At 63.8% G+C, this 18,598-nt stretch carries 17 protein-coding genes and 1 riboswitch; of the genes, 6 read left to right on the top strand and 11 right to left on the bottom strand.

What is annotated here, in order from left to right; all coding sequences use genetic code 11:
- Nucleotides 1-16 precede the first annotated feature (16 nt).
- From F8G81_RS11505 to F8G81_RS11495, 3 genes are read right to left on the bottom strand one after another with little or no spacing between them, the layout of a single operon-like run.
- Complete coding sequence (locus F8G81_RS11505; RefSeq protein ID WP_267279101.1) at nucleotides 17-904, bottom strand: carbohydrate ABC transporter permease; 888 nt, start codon at nucleotides 902-904, stop codon at nucleotides 17-19.
- Nucleotides 901-1,809, bottom strand: a complete 909-nt coding sequence (locus F8G81_RS11500; RefSeq protein WP_267279100.1) for a carbohydrate ABC transporter permease — start codon at nucleotides 1,807-1,809, stop codon at nucleotides 901-903. Before F8G81_RS11500 ends, F8G81_RS11505 begins: the two co-directional genes overlap by 4 nt.
- Nucleotides 1,806-3,131 (bottom strand): ABC transporter substrate-binding protein, encoded by a 1,326-nt coding sequence (locus tag F8G81_RS11495; RefSeq protein ID WP_267279099.1) that lies wholly within the window; start codon nucleotides 3,129-3,131, stop codon nucleotides 1,806-1,808. Before F8G81_RS11495 ends, F8G81_RS11500 begins: the two co-directional genes overlap by 4 nt.
- Before the next feature lie 228 nt (nucleotides 3,132-3,359).
- Here F8G81_RS11495 and kduI point away from each other — a divergent pair, with 228 nt between their 5' ends.
- Genes kduI through F8G81_RS11480 form a run of 3 tightly spaced genes read left to right on the top strand, consistent with a single transcriptional unit; the run spans nucleotide 3,360 to nucleotide 5,727 of the window.
- Complete coding sequence (kduI, locus tag F8G81_RS11490; protein ID WP_267279098.1) at nucleotides 3,360-4,172, top strand: 5-dehydro-4-deoxy-D-glucuronate isomerase; 813 nt, start codon at nucleotides 3,360-3,362, stop codon at nucleotides 4,170-4,172.
- Entirely contained in the window at nucleotides 4,169-4,951 is a 783-nt protein-coding gene (locus tag F8G81_RS11485; protein ID WP_267279097.1) for an SDR family oxidoreductase, read from the top strand. Before kduI ends, F8G81_RS11485 begins: the two co-directional genes overlap by 4 nt.
- Nucleotides 4,948-5,727, top strand: coding sequence for an IclR family transcriptional regulator (locus tag F8G81_RS11480; RefSeq protein ID WP_267279096.1), 780 nt, complete (start codon nucleotides 4,948-4,950; stop codon nucleotides 5,725-5,727). The genes F8G81_RS11485 and F8G81_RS11480 overlap by 4 nt, the downstream gene beginning before the upstream one ends.
- A 115-nt stretch (nucleotides 5,728-5,842) precedes the next feature.
- Here F8G81_RS11480 and aztD read toward each other — a convergent pair whose 3' ends face one another.
- The 4 genes from aztD to aztB are packed head-to-tail and all read right to left on the bottom strand — an operon-like array spanning nucleotide 5,843 to nucleotide 10,256.
- Entirely contained in the window at nucleotides 5,843-7,090 is a 1,248-nt protein-coding gene (gene aztD, locus F8G81_RS11475; protein WP_267279095.1) for a zinc metallochaperone AztD, read from the bottom strand.
- 22 nt (nucleotides 7,091-7,112) lie between these two features.
- Nucleotides 7,113-8,054 carry a zinc ABC transporter substrate-binding protein AztC gene (gene aztC, locus F8G81_RS11470; protein ID WP_267279094.1) on the bottom strand — a complete coding sequence of 314 codons (942 nt, stop codon included), beginning with the start codon at nucleotides 8,052-8,054 and terminating at the stop codon, nucleotides 7,113-7,115.
- 5 nt (nucleotides 8,055-8,059) lie between these two features.
- Nucleotides 8,060-9,328 (bottom strand): ABC transporter, encoded by a 1,269-nt coding sequence (locus F8G81_RS11465; protein WP_267279093.1) that lies wholly within the window; start codon nucleotides 9,326-9,328, stop codon nucleotides 8,060-8,062.
- Nucleotides 9,315-10,256, bottom strand: coding sequence for a zinc ABC transporter permease AztB (aztB, locus tag F8G81_RS11460; protein ID WP_267279092.1), 942 nt, complete (start codon nucleotides 10,254-10,256; stop codon nucleotides 9,315-9,317). The genes F8G81_RS11465 and aztB overlap by 14 nt, the downstream gene beginning before the upstream one ends.
- Nucleotides 10,257-10,308: 52 nt before the next feature.
- On the opposite strand from aztB, the gene aztA reads away from it, so the two are divergent.
- Both aztA and F8G81_RS11450 read left to right on the top strand, forming a co-directional pair.
- Nucleotides 10,309-11,016 (top strand): zinc ABC transporter ATP-binding protein AztA, encoded by a 708-nt coding sequence (aztA, locus tag F8G81_RS11455; RefSeq protein ID WP_267279091.1) that lies wholly within the window; start codon nucleotides 10,309-10,311, stop codon nucleotides 11,014-11,016.
- A 123-nt stretch (nucleotides 11,017-11,139) separates the two neighbouring features.
- Nucleotides 11,140-11,493 carry a transporter substrate-binding domain-containing protein gene (locus F8G81_RS11450; protein ID WP_267279090.1) on the top strand — a complete coding sequence of 118 codons (354 nt, stop codon included), beginning with the start codon at nucleotides 11,140-11,142 and terminating at the stop codon, nucleotides 11,491-11,493.
- A 176-nt stretch (nucleotides 11,494-11,669) separates the two neighbouring features.
- Here F8G81_RS11450 and F8G81_RS11445 read toward each other — a convergent pair whose 3' ends face one another.
- The 4 genes from F8G81_RS11445 to F8G81_RS11430 all read right to left on the bottom strand — a co-directional run bounded on the left by F8G81_RS11445 (nucleotide 11,670) and on the right by F8G81_RS11430 (nucleotide 16,970).
- On the bottom strand, nucleotides 11,670-12,995 hold the full coding sequence (locus F8G81_RS11445; RefSeq protein WP_267279089.1) for a bifunctional o-acetylhomoserine/o-acetylserine sulfhydrylase: 1,326 nt from the start codon (nucleotides 12,993-12,995) through the stop codon (nucleotides 11,670-11,672).
- Nucleotides 12,996-13,040: 45 nt separating this feature from the next.
- Nucleotides 13,041-13,156, bottom strand: a riboswitch (SAM riboswitch).
- Between the two features lie 180 nt (nucleotides 13,157-13,336).
- Entirely contained in the window at nucleotides 13,337-14,089 is a 753-nt protein-coding gene (locus tag F8G81_RS11440; protein ID WP_267279088.1) for an SDR family NAD(P)-dependent oxidoreductase, read from the bottom strand.
- A gap of 58 nt (nucleotides 14,090-14,147) precedes the next feature.
- Nucleotides 14,148-16,148, bottom strand: coding sequence for a hypothetical protein (locus F8G81_RS11435; protein WP_267279087.1), 2,001 nt, complete (start codon nucleotides 16,146-16,148; stop codon nucleotides 14,148-14,150).
- Nucleotides 16,149-16,226: 78 nt separating this feature from the next.
- The gene (locus tag F8G81_RS11430; RefSeq protein WP_267279086.1) at nucleotides 16,227-16,970 is read right to left on the bottom strand and encodes a FadR/GntR family transcriptional regulator; all 744 of its coding nucleotides are present in this window, start codon (nucleotides 16,968-16,970) and stop codon (nucleotides 16,227-16,229) included.
- Nucleotides 16,971-17,190: 220 nt separating this feature from the next.
- Between F8G81_RS11430 and F8G81_RS11425 the strand changes: the two genes are divergently transcribed.
- On the top strand, nucleotides 17,191-18,555 hold the full coding sequence (locus tag F8G81_RS11425; protein ID WP_267279085.1) for an MFS transporter: 1,365 nt from the start codon (nucleotides 17,191-17,193) through the stop codon (nucleotides 18,553-18,555).
- Nucleotides 18,556-18,598: the final 43 nt, after the last annotated feature.

The raw sequence follows: 18,598 nt of genomic DNA, 5'->3' as shown, positions 1-18,598 counted from the left end.
CGGGCGGCCGCACGCGTCACTTGATTCCGGTGTTCGCGATGCCTGTGACGATCTGCCTCTGGAAGAAGAGGAACAGGATGATCACAGGCAGGATGCTGACCACGCTCATGGCGATGATGAGGTTGAATGGTACGGTTTCCTCAGCAGTGAAGCGCGCCAACGCAACCGGCAACGTGTAGACGGTTTCACTTTGGGCGACGACGAGCGGCCACAGGAAGTCATTCCATCGCCACATGATGGACAGGATGGCGACAACAGCCAGCGCCGGCCTGCACATCGGGAGGACTATCTGAATGAAGGTCCGGAATTCTCCGGATCCGTCCACCCTTGCCGCTTCGATCAGCTCGTCCGGGATGGAGAGCATGTACTGCCGCAGGATGAAGACCCCAGTGGGGGTGGCCGCCGCCGGGATGATGAGCCCCCAGAGGGTGTTCACCATCCCCAGCGACGCAACCACCTGGTAAACCGGAATCAGAATCACCTGCAGCGGGATCATGATCGTTGCCAGTGTGAGGAGGAACAGGCCGTTTTTTCCGCGGAAGTTGTACTTCGCCAGGGCGTAGGCGGCCATGGAATTGATCGCAAGAGTCAGGGCGGTCGCAGCGATCGTCACGACGGTGCTGTTGAAGAGGTACGTCGTAAAATCGAACCGCGTCAGTGCGTCGGTGTAGTTCGAGAGTCCCCACGACTCCGGCAGCAGCAACGGCGGCCGTGCCGACAGCTCGGTGGGAGTCTTGAACGACCCAAGCACAAGCCACACGATGGGGACCAGGGCTACGAGCGCCGCTGTAACGAGGATGACCACCCGGAGGGCGTCGGTGGCGGTTATGTTGTTTTTGCCTGTCGACGTCCAGGTTTTACCCGGGAGCGTCTCAGGTGCGGCCTCAGTAGTAGTGCTGCTCATGCTGCTTCCCTTTTCCGGCCAACCATCCAGTTGATGATCGTCAACGCGAATATGGCGCAGAACAGCAGGACGCTGCCCGCCGATGCCATGCCATACCTGATCGGGGAGACGAAGCCGTTTTCGTAGATGTATTGAACGATGAGGGTTGTGGCGCCGACGGGGCCGCCGCCGGTCAGGGTGTAGATGTAGTCGAATGCCTGGAAGCCATGGATGGTGGCAAGCACAACGACCACAAGGATGCTTGGCTGCAGCAGCGGAAAAGTCAGGCTGATGAACTGCCGCCACCGGTTTGCTCCATCCACTCGCGCCGCCTCATAGACAGACGGATCGATGCTCTGGAGCCCGGCCAGGAGGATCAGCATATAGAAGCCCACCTGCATCCAGACGCCAACAGCGATCACCACAATGGTGGCGAGGTTGTTGTCCACCAGCCACGGGATCTCCGGGATTCCGAACCAGCCCAGAAAGGTATTAACCAGGCCCCCCTGCCGCTCCAGCATCCAGTTCCAGACCAGGCCGACCACGACAGGCGAAATAAGGACCGGGATAAAGAAGACGGAGCGGAAGAACGTTCGGCCCCGCCGCTGCTGATCCACAAGCACCGCAAGTACCACCCCGATCACCACGGAGAGCAGCACAAACGCGAATGCATAGATCACTGTATTTCGGACAATTCCCCAGAAATCAGCGTCCGTCAGGATGCTCTGGTAGTTCCCCGCCCCCTCCCACCGGAAAGTCCGGCCGTTGGAGGAGGAGTACATGGAGATGTTGAAGCCGTTGATCGCCGGCCAGATGGTGAAGAGTCCAAAGATCGCCATGTTCGGCAAGAGGAAGAGATAAGGAACCAACCCCATCTTCAGTGATGACTTGCGCTTCCGGGGAGGAGCGGTCTGGACTGCTGTCATCGGTCCAGTTCATCCACGAGGGCCTGTGACTTATCCTGGACCTTCTTCAGCGCAGCCGGCATATCAGTCTTTCCGGCAACCACTTCCGAGACAGCATTGACGAGTTCCGTCGCGGAGCCGGCGAACGCCGGATCGGCATTTGCGGAGTACCCCACCTCAGGAGTGCGTGAGAGATCCTTCAGGAAAACGTCCATATCGGATTGCCGGGCAGGATAAGCGACGCCTTCCTCGGCAAGGTCCTTCCGGGTGGGCAGGAAGCCGCCGGCAACGATGAAGGTCTTCTGGCTTTCCGCGGTATTCATGAACCGGATGAACTCAGCGGCCAGCGCAGGATTCTTTCCTTCCGCCAAAGCCGCCATGTACTTGCCGCCCGGGAAGCCGCCGCAGTTTTCGGCGCAGGGGTTGGGGGCTGCGGCCCATTCAAATTTGGCGTTGGCCGCGAACTGTCCCACCTGCCAGTTTCCCGAGAGGTAGACAGGGGCGTCCTGGGCCAGGAAGATTTCGTTGGCACCGGTATAGCGCGAGCCCGAGCCGAGCCAGAAGTCCCGGGGCATCCGGTTATCGCCCATCATTTCGACAAGGGGGGTCAGGGCTTTTGTTGCTTTGTCCGCGTCCAGGACTGCTTTGCCATCTGCGACGAGCGTGGTGCCGTACTGGTTGAGAACGGTGGAAAGGCGGTGACCGGACTTGTCCATGGCGAAGGCGTACTGAGATCCGGTGGCCTGCTGCACCTTGGTAGCGGAGGCGATCATCTCCTCCCAGGTCCAGGGATCTTCGGGATTGGGAAGCTCAACACCGGCCTTCTTGAACATGTCCACGTTGACGAACGGGCCGTTGAGCGTGAGGTCCGACGGCACCGCAAGCAGCTGGTCATTCTCACCGGCAGCCCCGACCAGCGGGCCGGGGAGGAACTCCTCCGCGTACTTCTCACCCAGATAGCGGCGCAGGTCCAGAAGATCGGCCTTGAAGTCAGTGAGCCCGGTGAGGCGAACGACGTCGGGCACGTTTCCGCCGGAAAGGCGCGCCTGGACGGAAGTGACCAAATCTTTGTAGGGAAGAACCTCAAGGTTGACGGTGACGTCGAATTTCTTTTCGAAATCCCCGATGAGGGAACGGGTCGCCTGTTCGTCTGGCCCGTCCGTGAAGTAGACGTAGTTCAGGGTCTTGCCCTTGAACTCCGCCGGGTCGACGCTCTCGACAGTAAGCGGCTCCTGTCCAGGGCCGCCCTCCCCTTCAACCTGGCCCGGCGCACAGGCGCCCAGCAGGGTGACGGCGGTGACAGCGAGCATCAACCGCGCTGTTATCCGACTCTTTTTAGCCACTTCATCCTCCTTGATGGTGATCGCCCCCTGCCGGGGCGACGATGTGCCCAACGTCACGAACACTGGAAAACAGCATGGCCTATTTTCAGCTGGATGGAAAGCACTTTCCGTCCAGCTGAAAAACGGCTAGGCTACATTTCTACCTGAAGTGCAGCATCGGACCCGCTGGTTGCCTCTGCTGCACTGACGCCCGTTGCGGATAAGTTGCGAAGAAGGAGCCCCAAAACCGTGAAACGCCTGTGGAGCACCCACCCTGATGACCTGGCCCGCCTCGATTCCACGGAGCTGCACCAGCGCTTCGTCGTCTCGGACCTCTTCGCACCCGGGGAGGTCCGGCTCGCCTACGCCCACGACGACAGGATGATCGTGGGAGGGGCCATGCCCACAGGGGACCCGATCGAGCTTGAGGCTCCAACGGAGTTGCGGTCCGGGAATTTCCTGGATCGACGCGAACTTGCCCTCGTTGGCCTTGACGGCGCCGTAGGAGTGACCGCCGACGGGGAAACCTGGAAGGTGGGCCGGCATGACGTCCTCTACCTGCCGTGCGGAACGAAGTCGGTGACGCTGTCCGGCACGGGGGCCGTTTACCTCGTTTCGGCCCCTGCGCACCGGCGAACAGCAGCGCGACTTGCTTCCCACGATGAGGCCACAGCCCTGCATCTGGGCTCGGCAGAAGAGGCCAATGAGCGCGTTATTCGCAAGTACGTTCACGCCGACGGAATCGAGTCCAATCAGCTGGTCCTTGGCATTACCACCCTGAATCAGGGTTCTGTCTGGAATACCATGCCAGCCCACCTGCACGACCGTCGGACTGAAATCTACTTTTACGATGGGCTGGGTGACGCCCTGCTTGTCCACCTCATGGGCCGGCCGGACAGCACACGTCACCTGTTGCTGCGGAACCGGGACGCTGTGGTTTCACCGCCGTGGTCCATCCACAGCGGCAGCGGAACGAGTGCCTATTCGTTTGTGTGGGCGATGGCCGGAGAGAACATCGACTACACCGACGTTGATTCCGTCAGCTCGGGAGACCTTCGATGAACGGCGGAACCAGCCTGGAATCGTCCAGCCCTCTGTCCCGTCCACTTCAGGGTCAACGCGCCGTGGTTACCGGGGCGCGGACAGGCATCGGATTCGCGTGCGCGGAGCGGCTCGCCCGCGGGGGCGCCGATCTGGTCCTGTGGGGACACCGGGACATGGCGGAGACCGCAGAGCAGCTGTCCGGCCATGGTGTCACCATCGACGTTGTGACATCCGACCTTGGCGATCCTGCCGTGGCCCGTACCGATGCGGAACGCCTCGTGGCATCAGGGCCGGTGGATATCCTGGTCAATAACGCGGGAACGATTCACCGCGAACCGGCCGCGGCTCATGCCAGCGAGGCCTGGGACCGCGTCCTGAACCTGAACCTGAACACCGTCTGGCACCTGAGTCAGGTCTTTGGCACGCACATGGTCAACCGGGGACACGGCAGGATCATTTCCATCGCCTCGCTCCTCTCGTTCCAGGGAGGAATAAACGTTCCCTCCTACACGGCGTCAAAGCACGCGGTGGTGGGCTTGACCAAAGCCCTCGCCAACGAGTGGGCATCCCACGGGGTAACGGTGAACGCCATTGCGCCCGGATACATTGCAACGAACAACACTGAAGCTTTGCGCGCGGACCCCGAACGGGAGCGCTCGATCCGTGAGCGCATTCCCGCAGGGCGTTGGGGTTCGCCGGAGGATATCGCCGGCAGTGTGGCCTTCCTTGCCGGGCCGGAGGCGGCATACATCAACGGCCACGTTCTGGTTGTCGACGGCGGGTGGCTGGGCAGGTGACCGCCGAACCCGTGCCTGCAGAGCCCCAACTGTCCGCACTGATGAAAGGCCTCAAAGTGCTGGAGGCGGTGCCTGCGCACCACAGGATTTCTGACATTGCCTCCGAGACTGGCCTGTCCGTCAGCACCGTCCACCGCATCCTGAGTGACCTCGTGGAGTATGGCTGGGTGGAACAGGACCAGGAGAGGGCCTACCGCCCAGGCCGGCGGGTCCAAGGGCTTGTCTCGAAGCTTTCCAATGACGAACAACTTGTCCGCACGGCACTGCCTGACCTTCAGGCGCTGCGGGACCGCGTTGGTTTCACCGTCCACATGGCACGATTCGCGCACAACGAGTTGAGTTACGTCGCAAAAATAGACGGGCCGGCCGCCTACCAAATGCGCTCAAGGGTCGGCGACACCATTCCGCTGTGGTCCTCCGCCATTGGAAAGGCGATACTGGCCGCTCTCGACGAGCAAACGAGCCGCGACCTGTTGAAAGCCGCGCAGCTGAAGCGGCGAACCCGGTCCACCATCATGTCCAAGACCCTCCTCTGGAACCAGGTGGAACTTATCCGCAGGCGGGGGTGGGCCGTGGACGACGAGGAAAACGAGCTGCACATCAGGTGCGTGGGGGTTGCGCTCCAGGACGCGAGCGGAAGAGTCATCGGCGGACTCAGCACGTCCGCGCTTGACCACGAGATGACCCCCGCCACGATAGAGCGGATAGCGCCCCTTGTCATGGAAACAGGGGCGCGGATCAACAAGCTCTTAGGCCGGGACAGCCAACGGAAGTGAGCCGGGTTGTCGAGGAAACGGGCACTCCCCCGGCGTATCCGCGGGAACAGCAAAACGCGAGGGACTAAGTACGGCGGGTGCCGGGCTTAGTCCCTCGCGTCGGTGTCTAGCGGTATTAGCCTTCGACGACGGTGATCTCGTTGGGTGTGCCCGGGAGTTCCTTGGAGGTGGTGACTTTGCCTGTGGCGAGGTCGATGGCGTGGAGTGCTTTCTTGGCCGGATCGGTTACGTAAGCGGTGCCACCGAGCACAGTGAGCGCCGGGTGCGGGTCCTGCCACTCGGCAGGGCCTTTCCAGGCGTCGATGACCGGCAGGGATGAAGTGGTCTCTCCGGTGACGGGATCGAGGGTGTGCAGGGATCCGTCCGTGCCGAGCAGGAGAATTTCTTCGTTGGGTCCGCGGGCGACGTCCCGCCATGTGTATTCGACGCCGTCAGGCAGGTCCACCACTTTCATGGTCTTGGCCTTAGTATCGATGAGGCCGAGCTGGTGCAGCAGGTACCCTTCGGCGTCCGGATCGGCGTTGTAGTCGAAAACGGCGATGGGGCTGGTGTCCGTTACATAGGCGTTGCCCATGCGGCCGTACTTGTCCGGCGCGGTGATTTTGGTGATGGTGCCGGCCTCGTAGACGAGCACGCCGTTGCTGCAACCGAAGACTGCGATTTCGTCCGCTACCGTGCCCTCGCCATGGATGGAGGGGCATTCGCCGTTCCGGGCGATTTCCTTGCGGTCCTTGTCCAGAACCCGGAGTCCTGAGCGGCTTTGCGAGTTGCCTACGGTGGTGAGCAGGGTGTCATCCTTGAGGACGATTGATACGCCGTGGTGTGCTTCCTCGGCGGGAACCACTTCGGTTTCAGGCAACTTGGTGGGTTCGTCAAGCAGCGCGTCGGTCTCGAAAATCGTCGTTTCGCCCGTGCCGTCTGCGTAAAGGACGGTCTTGCCGTCATGTCGCACAACGTGCCCGGCTTTGTCGGCCTTGAAGATGAGATCGGTGAGTTGAGGTTCGGCCTGCCGGGAGCCGCCGGCGTCAGTCCAGGTCCCCATGTCCAGGACCTGGAAACCTTCTGCGGTGGTGACCATTGCGTGCCGTCCGTCGCCTGCCGGGTTGAGCCGGTTGAAGCCTTCCAGGGGCAGGTCACCCTCGAGCTCAAGTGTTTTGCCGTCAAGGACGGCAATGCCCCCGTCATACGTGAGGGCCACGCGAGGGGCCGGCGCAGTTGTGCCGGCGCCGGCAGAACCGGTGCTGGCCGGATTGGCTGCCGGTCCGGCGGCGGATCCGCAGGCGGACAGGAGGAGCGCAGAGGCCGTGACGGCTGCTGCGAGGACAATGCGCCTGGTGCGCAACGGCGATGTGGCGTTTTTCATGTGTTCTTTCTGGTGTGTGGCCTCATGGCGAGAGGCCGGTGGAGATGCGATCGGTATTGGTGCGCATCATGGTCAGGTAGGAATCCGCCCCGCCGTCGGGGTCGGTAAGCGATTCGGTGAAGAGTTCGACGACGGACACGTCGATGTTGGCCCCATCGGCCAGGACCTGGACCAAGCGATCCGGTTGGGAAGACTCCGCGAAGATGGTGGGCACTTTGGCTTCCTCGATGGCGCTGACCAGGTCACGAAGGTCGGAAGCGCTTGGGGAGGCAAGGGTGGTTCCGCCCGGGATCACGGCACCAATTACGTTGAACCCGTACCGGTCGGCCAGGTAACCGAAGACGTGGTGGTTGGTCACGAGGTTTCGCCGCTCTTCGGGGATGGCGGTGAAAGCTGCGGTCATGTCAGAGTCCAGCTGCTTCAGCTCTGCCTGGTAGGACTCTGCCCTTGCTTTGACCGTTTCGGGGTCGATTCCGTCAATGGTGGATAGCCGGTCCTGAAGGGCGCTGACCACTGCGATCATCCGTTCCGGGTCGGTCCAGAAGTGGGGATCGGCTGCTCCGGCGGAGTTTCCTGCCGTGCTGTCGTCGCCGTAATTGAGGACGTCAATGACGTCGCCGGCGACGAGCAGGGGGACCTTGCCGGCGTTGGCCGAGTCGATGTGTTGCTGCAGGCCTTCCTCCAGGCCCAGTCCATTGGTAACGATGAGGTCCGCCTGCCGCATTGTTGCTGCCTGCTGGGCGGAAATCTCGAACGAGTGCGGGTCCGCATTGGGCTGCATAAGCGTCAGGACCTCGGCCTCGTCCCCGATGACGTTCTCCACCACATCGCCGAGGATGTTCGTGCTGACCACAATCAGCGGCCGGTCCGCTTCCTGCGGGCTGCAGCCAGCGGAACCGGCTAGCGCCACGGCCGCCAGAAGCAGAGTCAGCGGGCTGCGTGCACTTTTAAGATGTCGAAGCATCTTGGTCACCGTCCTGTCCGGGCAAAGACCACCGGCACGGACGGTGTGGGGAAGGTCCGGGCCAGACGGGCGTTATCAGCGAAATCAATCTCGTACAGCTTCTGTTCGGCCGGCGCATTGAGGTAGGCACGCTGCTGGTCGGCAACCAGTTCCACGCTGGCCAGGAGCCCGGGATCGGACAGGGTCTTGGCCAGCAGGGGTTCGGTGGAGGACAACGTGGCGCCGGTCTCGGCGGAGAGCACCAAGATGCGCCCGTCAATGGAAAGGGCGACGGCGTGCCCTTCCTTGTCATCCACGGCAGCTACCTGCTGCAACGGGACGTCAGTTTTGATGAGCTGCCAGCTCCGTTCGCGGGTATCGAGGATCCACGCGCCCTGGTCACCGGCCACGGCCGCCACAGTTGGGCGGCCTTCGCGGGCCCGGAACACCGTGGCGGGTCCTGCCCCTGCGCCTTCGGGGTAAGGGATGTGCTCGAACGCGACTTTCCCGTTTTCCACCGTTGCCAGGAGGGCCCCATCCGCGCATCCGATGACTACACCAACACGTGTGGTGATGGTGCCCTGCGCGTCAGCGCAGGCCGCCTGTGCTCCGTCGAGAGCCGACCCCTCGCCGTCGTACGCCTGTACTGCCTGGGCTTTCCCGCCAGCGCCGGGCACCGTGGCGAGTGCGAAGTCACCCAGCGGCACCAGCATTCCCTGGTGGGGTGCGGCGTCGAGGTGCGCTGTTTCACGGATCTGCCCTTCTGCCAGGCCGTCGTTGCTTAGGAGGACGCCCTTTCCCGTTTCGGGGAAGAACACCCCGGTGGCCGAAGCCCCGGGTGTAACGACTGCCTTCCCTTGCCCCGTAATTACTCCGACGGTTTTGGGATCGGAGCGGTAGTAGTGGAAGTGATCCTCGTGGTCCCAGGTCCAGACGCCACTGTCCAGGACCGTGACGGTTCCCTGTTCGGGGGATGAGGCGAAGATGTACCTGCCATCGGTAGTGCCGCTCTTTGTGCCCGGCAGGGTTCCCGCGTTTCTCCATGTTTCATCCGCAAGGTCCAGCATGCCCACTTCGCCGGCCTGGCCAACGGTGAGCAAGTGCAGCTGGGGTTCCGCTACCTCGCTGGCGCCTGCTTTGGCGCCATGCCCGTCGCCGATTGCCGATCCCCCTGCAGCGGCGGTTTCCTTGGCTGTTTCCTGTCCTGATCCCGGGACTGCCGCCGGGGCGGAACATGCGGAAAGGGCCAGGGCCAGCGCGAAGGCGGAAAGTGTGAGGGTTCTAGATGTTCGCACGGATTGCTTTCTTGGTGGAGCGATTAACGGAACCGGCAACAGGGCTGCCGGCGATGCCGGAGGGCAAGTCTTCGGAAGGGTGGGAAGCATGCCCGGCTGCCCGGCCGCGCCGCAGCGGTGAAGACACGGCCCGGGCGAGGTTTGAACAGGCCGCTGCTGAAACCGCGGTGAGGGCGATGGAGGCACCGGCGGACGTGCCCCAGTACCAGGAAATCAGCAGGCCGACGAACACCGACGTACAACCGATAAGCGCTGCCAGGACCATGGTGGTCCGGATGTGCCGGGTCCAGGCTGCAGCGGCCACGGACGGGGCAAGCAACAGGCCGAGGACCAGCAATGCACCCACGGCCTGATAGGAAGCGACCACCGCCAACGTCACCAGTCCAACGAGCAGCACCTGCGCCAGCCGGGGCCGGAGACCCATGACCTGGGCAACACGCTGGTCAAACACCAGGGCCACAAAGGAGCGGTGGAACACTCTGGCCACCACTATGGTTGCCAGCAATGCCCAGAACAGCATCCACAGATCGGCCTGCCCTATGGCCAGGATGTCGCCAAAGAGGATGGCCGTGGCATCGGTGGCAAAACTGCGTGAATGCGAAATGATGATCACGCCGGCGGCGAGCATGCCGACGAAAAAGAGACCGATGCTCGTGTCATGGGACAACCGGCCCCGGCGGGCCAGGAGACTCACCCCGACGCTCATCAAAATGGCACTTCCGGCAGCTCCTATGACGACAGGAACACCCGTAAGGGTGGCGATGGCGACGCCTGGCAGCATGCCATGAGCCATTGCCTCGCCCAGGAATGCCATGCCCCTGATGACCACCCATGTCCCCACGACGGCGCAAACGGCAGCACATAAGGAACCGCCCAGAAGGGCGTAAAGCATGAAATCAGCAGCGAAGGGTTCAAGGATCAGGTGCACGGTCTAGACGATAACGCTAATGACAATCATTCCCAAATGCTAGTCTTTTGTCATGACTTCTTCGCCCCGCCTCCCCCCGACGCCCAGCAAGGCAACGCAGACCGGCGTGCTTGTCTTAGAAGATGTATGGCTGGACCATGACGGCGTGGAGGCGCTCTGTGGTCTGTCGCTGCGGATCGAAGCCAACACCATCACTGCTGTGGCCGGCCCCAACGGGTCCGGAAAATCCACACTGCTCAATGTGCTGGCCGGCCTGCTGACCCCGCGCCACGGAAGAATCGAACTGCCGGTCAAAGGCAGCACCGCCCTCGTGGTTCAGCGCAGCGCCGTCCCTGAGCGAATGCCGCTGACGGTACGCGACGTCGTCAGCATGGGCAGGTGGGCACGCAGGGGGCTTCTGCGCCCGCTTCTCAAACATGACCAGAGGATCATCGAGGAATGCATTGGCCGGGTCGGCCTCTCAGGCTACGAGAACCGGCAGTTGCACAGCCTTTCAGGCGGGCAGCGCCAGCGCGCCTTCCTTGGCCAAGGCCTCGCGCAAAACGCGGACATCCTGCTCCTGGATGAACCGACCACCGGACTGGACTCGGAGTCACAGGAACGGATCACGGAAATTCTTTTCGCTGAAAAAGAACGGGGAGCAACGGTTGTGTGCGCATCACACGACACAGCAACCCTGGACGCAGCCGACACCGTCATCACGCTAAACCGCGGCCGCCTGTCTCGGCCCGCGGAGATGCAGGGTTCAGAAACCTTCTAGCGACCGGGCGGCCAGTAGGCCGCCCGCCCACATAGAAGGAAAAAGTCGGCGCACAGTCCGCCTAATGTTCCTCCAGTAGCGGCGGGCCAGTCACCCGCCGCCGAATGGTACAAACGCGCCCGGATGCAATCGGCATCGTCGCGCCCTCAAGCTGCTCCCGCCATCAACGGCGTGACACTGCCCAGCGTCCAGGAAGCCCTGACCCAGCTGGACTCCAAGCGGATCGACGGGGTCTTCTACGACGCCAGCGCCCTGGCCTGGGCCAACGAGCAGCAACCCAACCGCTTCCACATCCTGGAGCCCAGGATGGATACCCGCACCAACACCAACGTCGCCATGGCACTGAAGAAGGGATCAGCGTTTACACCCGCACTGCAGCAGGCCATCCAGTCCGTCCTGGAATCCCCGGAATACAAGGAGTGCCTGGAGTACTGGGGCCTGGAAGAATCAGCCATCACTGAAGCCGCGATCCGCTAGCGGCGTCGATGCAGCAGATCATGCGCATGGCGAAAGAAGACGTTTCGCTCCTGCTCAGTGGCCCTTCCCAATCCTCAAGGGCCTGAGCCCAGTATCGCACCGGGCTCAGGCCCTTGAGCTTTGTCGAGATTTTGTATCACCACTTCCAGGCTTGCCGCCGCTGATGCGCCAGCGGATCAGGCGCCGCTGGCCTCCTTGGCGGCACGGAAGCCGGCTTCAAGGTCTGCCAGGATGTCATCGATGTGCTCGATGCCCACGGAGAGGCGGACCAGTCCCGGGGTCACGCCGGCAACGGCCTGCTGCTCCGCGGAGAGCTGGCTGTGGGTGGTGGAGGCCGGATGGATGACCAGGGACCGGACGTCCCCGATATTGGCTACGTGTGAGTGCAGGTCCAGCGCGTCCACGAACCGTTGGCCCGCCTCGGCGCCGCCGGCAAGGTTGAAGGACACGATGGCTCCCGTCCCCTTGGGGCCGTACTTGCGCCCACGCTCGTACCAGGGGCTTGAGGGCAGGCCCGCGTAGGCGACGGATTCGACGTCGTCACGCGCTTCCAGCCAGCGGGCCACTTCGCCGGCATTGGCCACGTGGCGTTCCACCCGCAGGCTCAGGGTCTCCAGGCCCTGGGAGATGAGGAAGGCATTGAACGGAGACACCGCCGAGCCCAGGTCCCGCAGTAGCTGGACACGTGCCTTGAGGATGTAGGACAGGTTGGCGCCTAGGGCGCCGCCCTCACCAAGGTCGCGGCCGTATACCAGCCCGTTGTATGTGGGATCCGGGGTGTTGAAGCCGGGGAACCGCTCCGGGTCCTTGCTGAAATCGAACTTGCCGGAGTCGACGATGACACCAGCGATCGCTGCACCGTGGCCGCCCAGGTACTTGGTGGCCGAATGGACCACAATGTCCGCGCCCCACTCCAGCGGACGGATCAGGTACGGCGTGGACAGCGTGTTGTCCACGATCAGCGGAACTCCTGCCTTATGGGCGGCCGCGGATACGCCCTCAATGTCCAGGACATCCTGGCGGGGGTTGGACACCACTTCGGCGAAGAAGAGCTTGGTGTTCGGCTGCACCGCGTCACGCCACTGGTCCAGGTTGTCCGGGTCCGCCACGAACGTGACAGTGATGCCGAACTTCTTCAGCGTATGGGCGAAGAGGTTGTAGGTTCCGCCGTACAGGCTGGGGCTGGCCACGATGTGGTCACCGGCTTCGGCGATGTTCAGGACCGCGTATGTCTCCGCCGCCTGGCCGGAGCTGAGCAGCAGCGCTGCCAGTCCCCCTTCGAGGCTGGCAATCCGCTGCTCAACCGCGTCCTGGGTCGGGTTGCCGATGCGCGTATAGATCGGTGCCAGTTCGGCCAATGCAAAGCGGTTGGCTGCGCTCTCGGCGCTGGGAAACACGAAGGACGTGGTCTGGTAGATGGGCAGTGCCCGGGCGCCGGTGGCAGAATCCGGCTCCTGCCCGGCGTGGATCTGGCGGGTTTCGAAGGACCATCCGTTGGACATGCAAGGCTCCTATGACATGGGCCCGGGGCATGCTGGGAGCACCACGGGCCGCGCTTGCCATCCGGCCGGTGCCGGACAGCCAGGTCCTCACCCGGGGCACCCCACCGCGGATGGAGGGTTGCCGGCCAGCGAGCCGGGGCTTGGCGCTGGCGCTCATGACCTGAGCTCAGTGTAGGGGCAAAGGCATATGCCGACAGAATCACGACGAACCGTTTCGAAATGCTGCACAAACACTCCGCGTTCCAGCCGCATAGGCGGCCCTGGCCCGCATAAGCGTTGCTGGCCGGCACCGCTTATGCGGGCCAGAACCGCTCACCGCGCATCGGGTGGGCATGCGCGAGTTACAGGGCCGTCAGGCCGCCGTCCACGGTGAAGATTCCCCCGGTGGCGTAGGCGGAGTCGTCGCTGGCGAGGAAGACCATGATGCCCTCCACGTCCGCAGCCGTCCCGGGACGCCCCAGCATGGTGGAATTCACCAGGCCGGCGCGGCTGACGGGGTCGTCCGCGATGGCCTGGACCAGCGGGGTCTCGGTATAGCCGGGGACCACGATGTTGACGCGGATTCCCGCGTGCGCATAGTCGGCGGCGACCACGCGGGCCAAACCGTGGACCCCGGCTTTCGAGCTCGTGTAGGCAGTGAACGTCTGGCCGCAGGCCACAACGGCGGTGGGGCTGCCGGTGCAGATAATCGACCCCCCGTGTCCTTCCATGGCCCGGACGGCGTGCTTGAGGGTGAGGAATGCACCGCGCTGGTTGATGCTGACTGTTTTTTCCCAAACCGCGAGGTCCAGGTCGCCCACTTTGGCGTCCTGGCCGAAGAGCTGCACACCGGCGTTCGCCACCACCACGTCAAGGTGTCCGGCTTCGGCCACAGCAGCGTAGGCGGCGGCCACGCTCTCCTCATCCGAGATGTCCATGCGCAGGGACCTGGCGGCGGACCCGGAGGCCGCCGCGGCTTTTTCGGCTGCCTCCACGTTGATGTCCGCGAAGTAGACAGCGGCTCCTTCGGTGACGAACCGGTGGGCAACGGCGAGGCCGATCCCCGAACCAGCTCCCGTGACCAGGGCAGTTTTTCCTTCAAGACGCAGACCCATCGGGTCTCCTTTCGCTAAGGTGGCGCCGCCATCGGAAACGGCAGCAAAGTCGAGGCGGTCAACTGGGTGCCGGAAAACGCACGACGCCGGCGGACCAGGGTCCGAGCGCCAGCAGACCCAGCGAGGGGTCGCCGTCGTCCTGGGTACCGAAGGTGATGACGGAGCCGGCGCCGGGCCCGAAGGCTGTGCATTCTCCGGCGCCCGCAGTTACGGACCCAGGCAACTGGAGGTCAATCTCAGCCGCACCCCCGGAAAGGTTGGCCGCGAAAATCATCAGGCCACCCGGAGACTGCACGGGGTACAAAGTCACCGCCATGTCCCCGATCGGTGCAGCAGCCGGTACGTCCACCGCAAGGACAGGGTTGCCCCGGAGGGCCGCGAGTTCCTTCAGGAGTTCGCCCGCAGGGTTTAGCCGGCCGGCGTCGTCGCAGATGCCCCTCGAGCCGGTCGCCTCGAAGTAGCTGACGGATGCAACTCCGTCCATGGTCAGGGCGCCGATGCTGGCAAGGGTCCAGGCCGCAGTGAACGGGTGGGTTTGGAGTTCGTCCGCCTCCGCCTCGGCGCCATCGCCCGACGTCGCCACCGCGTTGAACCGCGGCAGGAGCGTCACCGGCCCCACATGGAGTGGTCTTCCACCGCCCAGGCGCAGCGCGTTCCGGGCCACGAGCCGGTGCATGGCCACGCTGTCGATGATGTGCGCAGTTTCGGTGCTGTGCATCTGGGGCGTGATGCTAAACGTTAGGGCGTCGGAGTCCGACGGCGTGCGGCCGCTGTTGCGGTTCAGTTCCGTGAAGTGGGACCGGACACCGGCCAGCAACCCGCCCCTGAAGCCGGCCGCCTGCGCCGCTGCCCTGACGTCCTTCCAGCTGTCCGGCTCCGTGAGGTGGCTGCCCGGGTGGAAGAACGCCAGCCGCTTCGCATCGGGAAGGTAGGGGGCGAGGTCCGCCACGGCGCCGACGGGGTCCGGGGTCACTGCCCGGATGTCCAGCGCGGCCGACTGGAGGGCAGCGGCAGCTGCGGCTGCCTCAAGTTCGGCGCCCCAACCGGAGCGAGGGGCGTCACCGTGCTGCTCGACCAGTTCCACCACGAAGGCGTCCAGGCCCGGGATCGGCGCGAGCAATTCCGGGGACTGCCCCGCCACGACGGCGAGGGCCGGAACCCGGCCGACGATGCCGCCCACGCCGGCACGGAATCGGCCGAGGGCACCGGGGACGCCGCGCAACGTTCCCGCGGCCGCCGTCTCCACGGCTTCCTGTGGCTCGAACGTCGCAGCCGCCAAGAGCACGGACTGCCGGACGGTGTCCCCCGCCGCGACATCCACCGGAAAGGGCAGTTCCAGCGGCGTGCCATAGGTCTTGAAGGAGGCATCCGTCCAATTCCGCTGGTCCTCTGTCTCGAAGACCTCTCCGGTGAACGAAAGCCGGAAAGCGGTGCCCGCGTCAGCCCATTCCAGGGCCGCGATATCAGTGAAAGGCTGGTGCGGACTGATGTCCTGCGGGAACTGGGCGGCGGTGATGCCGCCCCCCGGATGCTCCACAGCAACGTCCCGCCCCGCGTCTGCCGGCGGATGGAGCACCACCAGCCCAACCCGGTTGCTGCGGAAGGCGTGGGCCGCAGTGCCTACGAAGGCGATCTCCACCGCGGCGGGGGTAAAGGTCGCCGTCAGGACGCCGTCGTACTCCACGCCATAACCGGCATACTTCACTGTCCAGCGCGCATGCAGCCCGTCGTCGCCCTGGGTGACATTCACAGTGTCGACGGAAGGCTGGGGTGTCTGCCAGTCGTGGTCGCGGACCACGGCCTTGACTGCCCGCAGTACAGGCCGGCCAGCATAACTGAGATGAGCCAGTTCGTCGCCCACAAGCCGGGCAGACCACGGGCCGGCAGCCAGGAGCCGCACCGGCGGCGCAAGGCGGGCGCGGAGGGAAGGCGGGATTTGTGATTGGTCGTTCAGGGGCTGGACAGACACGTCGCTGCTCTCTGCCTTCCCCGGGGCTGCTGCGCCCGGGTGCCCGGCGTTGGCTGGTGCAAAGTCAATACGGCCTGTGAGGCAGGCCATACCGATTATCGATCCCCGAAACCCACAAGTCAACCGGTTGACCAATGAAAGGACTCGGAAGCGGAGGAAAGCGGAAAGCTATTGCGAAGCGTCGAAGCCGGCAAGAAGGCGACGGGACGCAGTTTCCATATGCGAACGCATGGTCCTGGTGACCGCCTCCGGGTCACGCGCCTCCAACGCTGCAAAAATTTCCGAGTGCTCCTTGAGCGCGGCGGCGGCGTGGCCCTCGTCCGTCAAGGCGCGGTCCACCCAGATCCGAAGCAGGGACCGGATGCTCTGCAGCAGTTCCTGCAGGACCTGGTTTCCCGAGCTTTCGGCAATTTCACGGTGGAACAATGCGTCCGCTTCGACGAACGCTGCCAGATCATCCAGTGTCTCGGCCATGGTGGCGAGGTTCCCACGCATGCGCTCCAGCGATTCGTCGGTGATGCGGACGGCGGCGAGCTGGGCGGCCTGGACCTCCAGCCCGCTCCGCAATTCCACGAGCTCCCGGGTGCGGGGCGCGCCCAGCATCATCCCCCAGCTCAGGGTTCGGGGCAGAAGCTCGGATATACCGTCCCGCAGATAGGTTCCGGAGCCGGGGCGGACCACTACGATGCCCAGGATCTCCAAGGCGGCAAGTGCCTCTCGAACGGCGGACCGGCCCACTCCCAGGGACGCAGCAAGCTGGCGTTCCGCCGGAAGCCTGGTCCCGACGGCGATATCGCCACTGGTGAAGTAGGCCAGCAGGCGCTCTGCCACTTCGGAGACAACGGACCCCTGACCCACTGAACCTAGGGCCTCGCTGATCTTGGCCGACGACGCGGCTGAGTTTATGGACACATCCCAAGCCTAACAACGCGCCGCGACGCCAGCCCGCCTCGAAGACGGGACACCCGAAAAGAATTTCACACGTCAACCGGTTGACCAATTTGGATTTCGATCTTATGGTTGAACTCACACGCTTTAGCTGCCGATTGGTCCGCCGACCCTTCGCGGCCTTGAGACAGATCCCCAACTTCCATTGACGAAGCGGCCGGGACACCAACAACTAGGAGTCAACGTGGACACCACACAATCGGTGGTCGAAAAATCTGCAATCAGGAAAGTGGCGATCAGGCTTGTCCCTTTCGTGGCCCTGATGTTCTTCATCAACTACCTGGACCGTACGGCGATCTCCTTCGCCGGCCCCAACGGCATGAACGCCGACCTCGCCCTCTCGGCGGCGCAGTTCGGCTTCGCCTCGGGCGTCTTCTTCATCGGCTACATCCTGCTGGAGGTCCCCAGCAACCTGGCCCTGCACAAGTTCGGCGCCCGCCGCTGGCTCGCCCGCATCATGGTCAGCTGGGGCATCGTGTCCCTGCTCTTCACCTGGGTGGGGAACGTGGAGCAGCTCTACATCCTGCGTTTCATCCTCGGTGTGGCTGAGGCCGGCTTCTTCCCTGGCGCCATCCTCTTCCTGAGCCTCTGGGTCCCATCACGGCACCGCAGCAAGATTCTTGCCCTCTTCTACTTGGCACAGCCGCTGACCACTGTGATCGGCGCCCCGTTTGCGGGCCTCCTCATCCAGCAGGACGGCCTCTTCGGCCTTGAGGGCTGGCGTGTCATGTTCTTCGGTGTTGCAGTTCCCGCCATCATCGTCGGCATTGTTGCATGGTTCTACCTGGCCGACTCCCCCGCAAAGGCCAAGTGGCTGACCCAGGAAGAAAAGACCTGGCTGACAGGCGCCCTGGAGAAGGAAAAGAACGAAACCGTTTCCAGCAACAAGCACGTCAGCGTCCGGACCGTGTTCGGCAACGGCCGGGTCTGGATGCTCTCCGCCATCTACTTCGGCTTCATCTACGGCCTCTACGCACTCGGGTTCTTCCTGCCCACAATCATCGCGGGCTTCGAAGGCATCTACGGCACCAAGTTCGATGTGTTCCAGAAGGGCCTGATCACCGCGATCCCGTACCTGCCGGCAGCGTTCGCGCTGTACTTCTGGTCCAAGGACGCCACCAAGCGAGGCGTCAAGACCTGGCACATCGCCCTCCCCGCCCTCATCGGCGGCCTAAGCATCCCGTTGGCACTGTTCGCAGGCTCCCCGGCGGCCACCATCGCCGTCATCACCATCACGGCCATGTCCATCTTCGCAGCCCTTCCCAACTTCTGGACCGTACCCACGCAGTTCCTCACAGGCGCTGCAGCCGCCGCAGGTATCGCCCTGATCAACACGATCGGCAACCTCGCAGGCTTCAGCGCAGGCTACATCACGGGCTGGCTCAAGGACCTCACCGGCAGTTACACGGTGCCGATGTTCGTCGTCGGCGGCTTCATGCTCCTGTCCTGCATCCTCATGGTCACGCTGAGCCGGGCCGGCAAGGTCAGCGAGGGTGTACCCGCTGAAGCGCTGGACCCCGCCGGCGCAGGACTGCACTCCGAACCGTAACCCAGACCCGGGGCGTCCGCCTTACCCGCGGACGCCCCCACCA

The sequence above is a fragment of the Arthrobacter sp. CDRTa11 genome, from assembly GCF_026427775.1.
In the GTDB taxonomy this organism is placed as follows: domain Bacteria; phylum Actinomycetota; class Actinomycetes; order Actinomycetales; family Micrococcaceae; genus Arthrobacter.
Note: the sequence above shows the minus strand (reverse complement) of the source record. Positions and strands in the feature narration are given on the sequence as shown.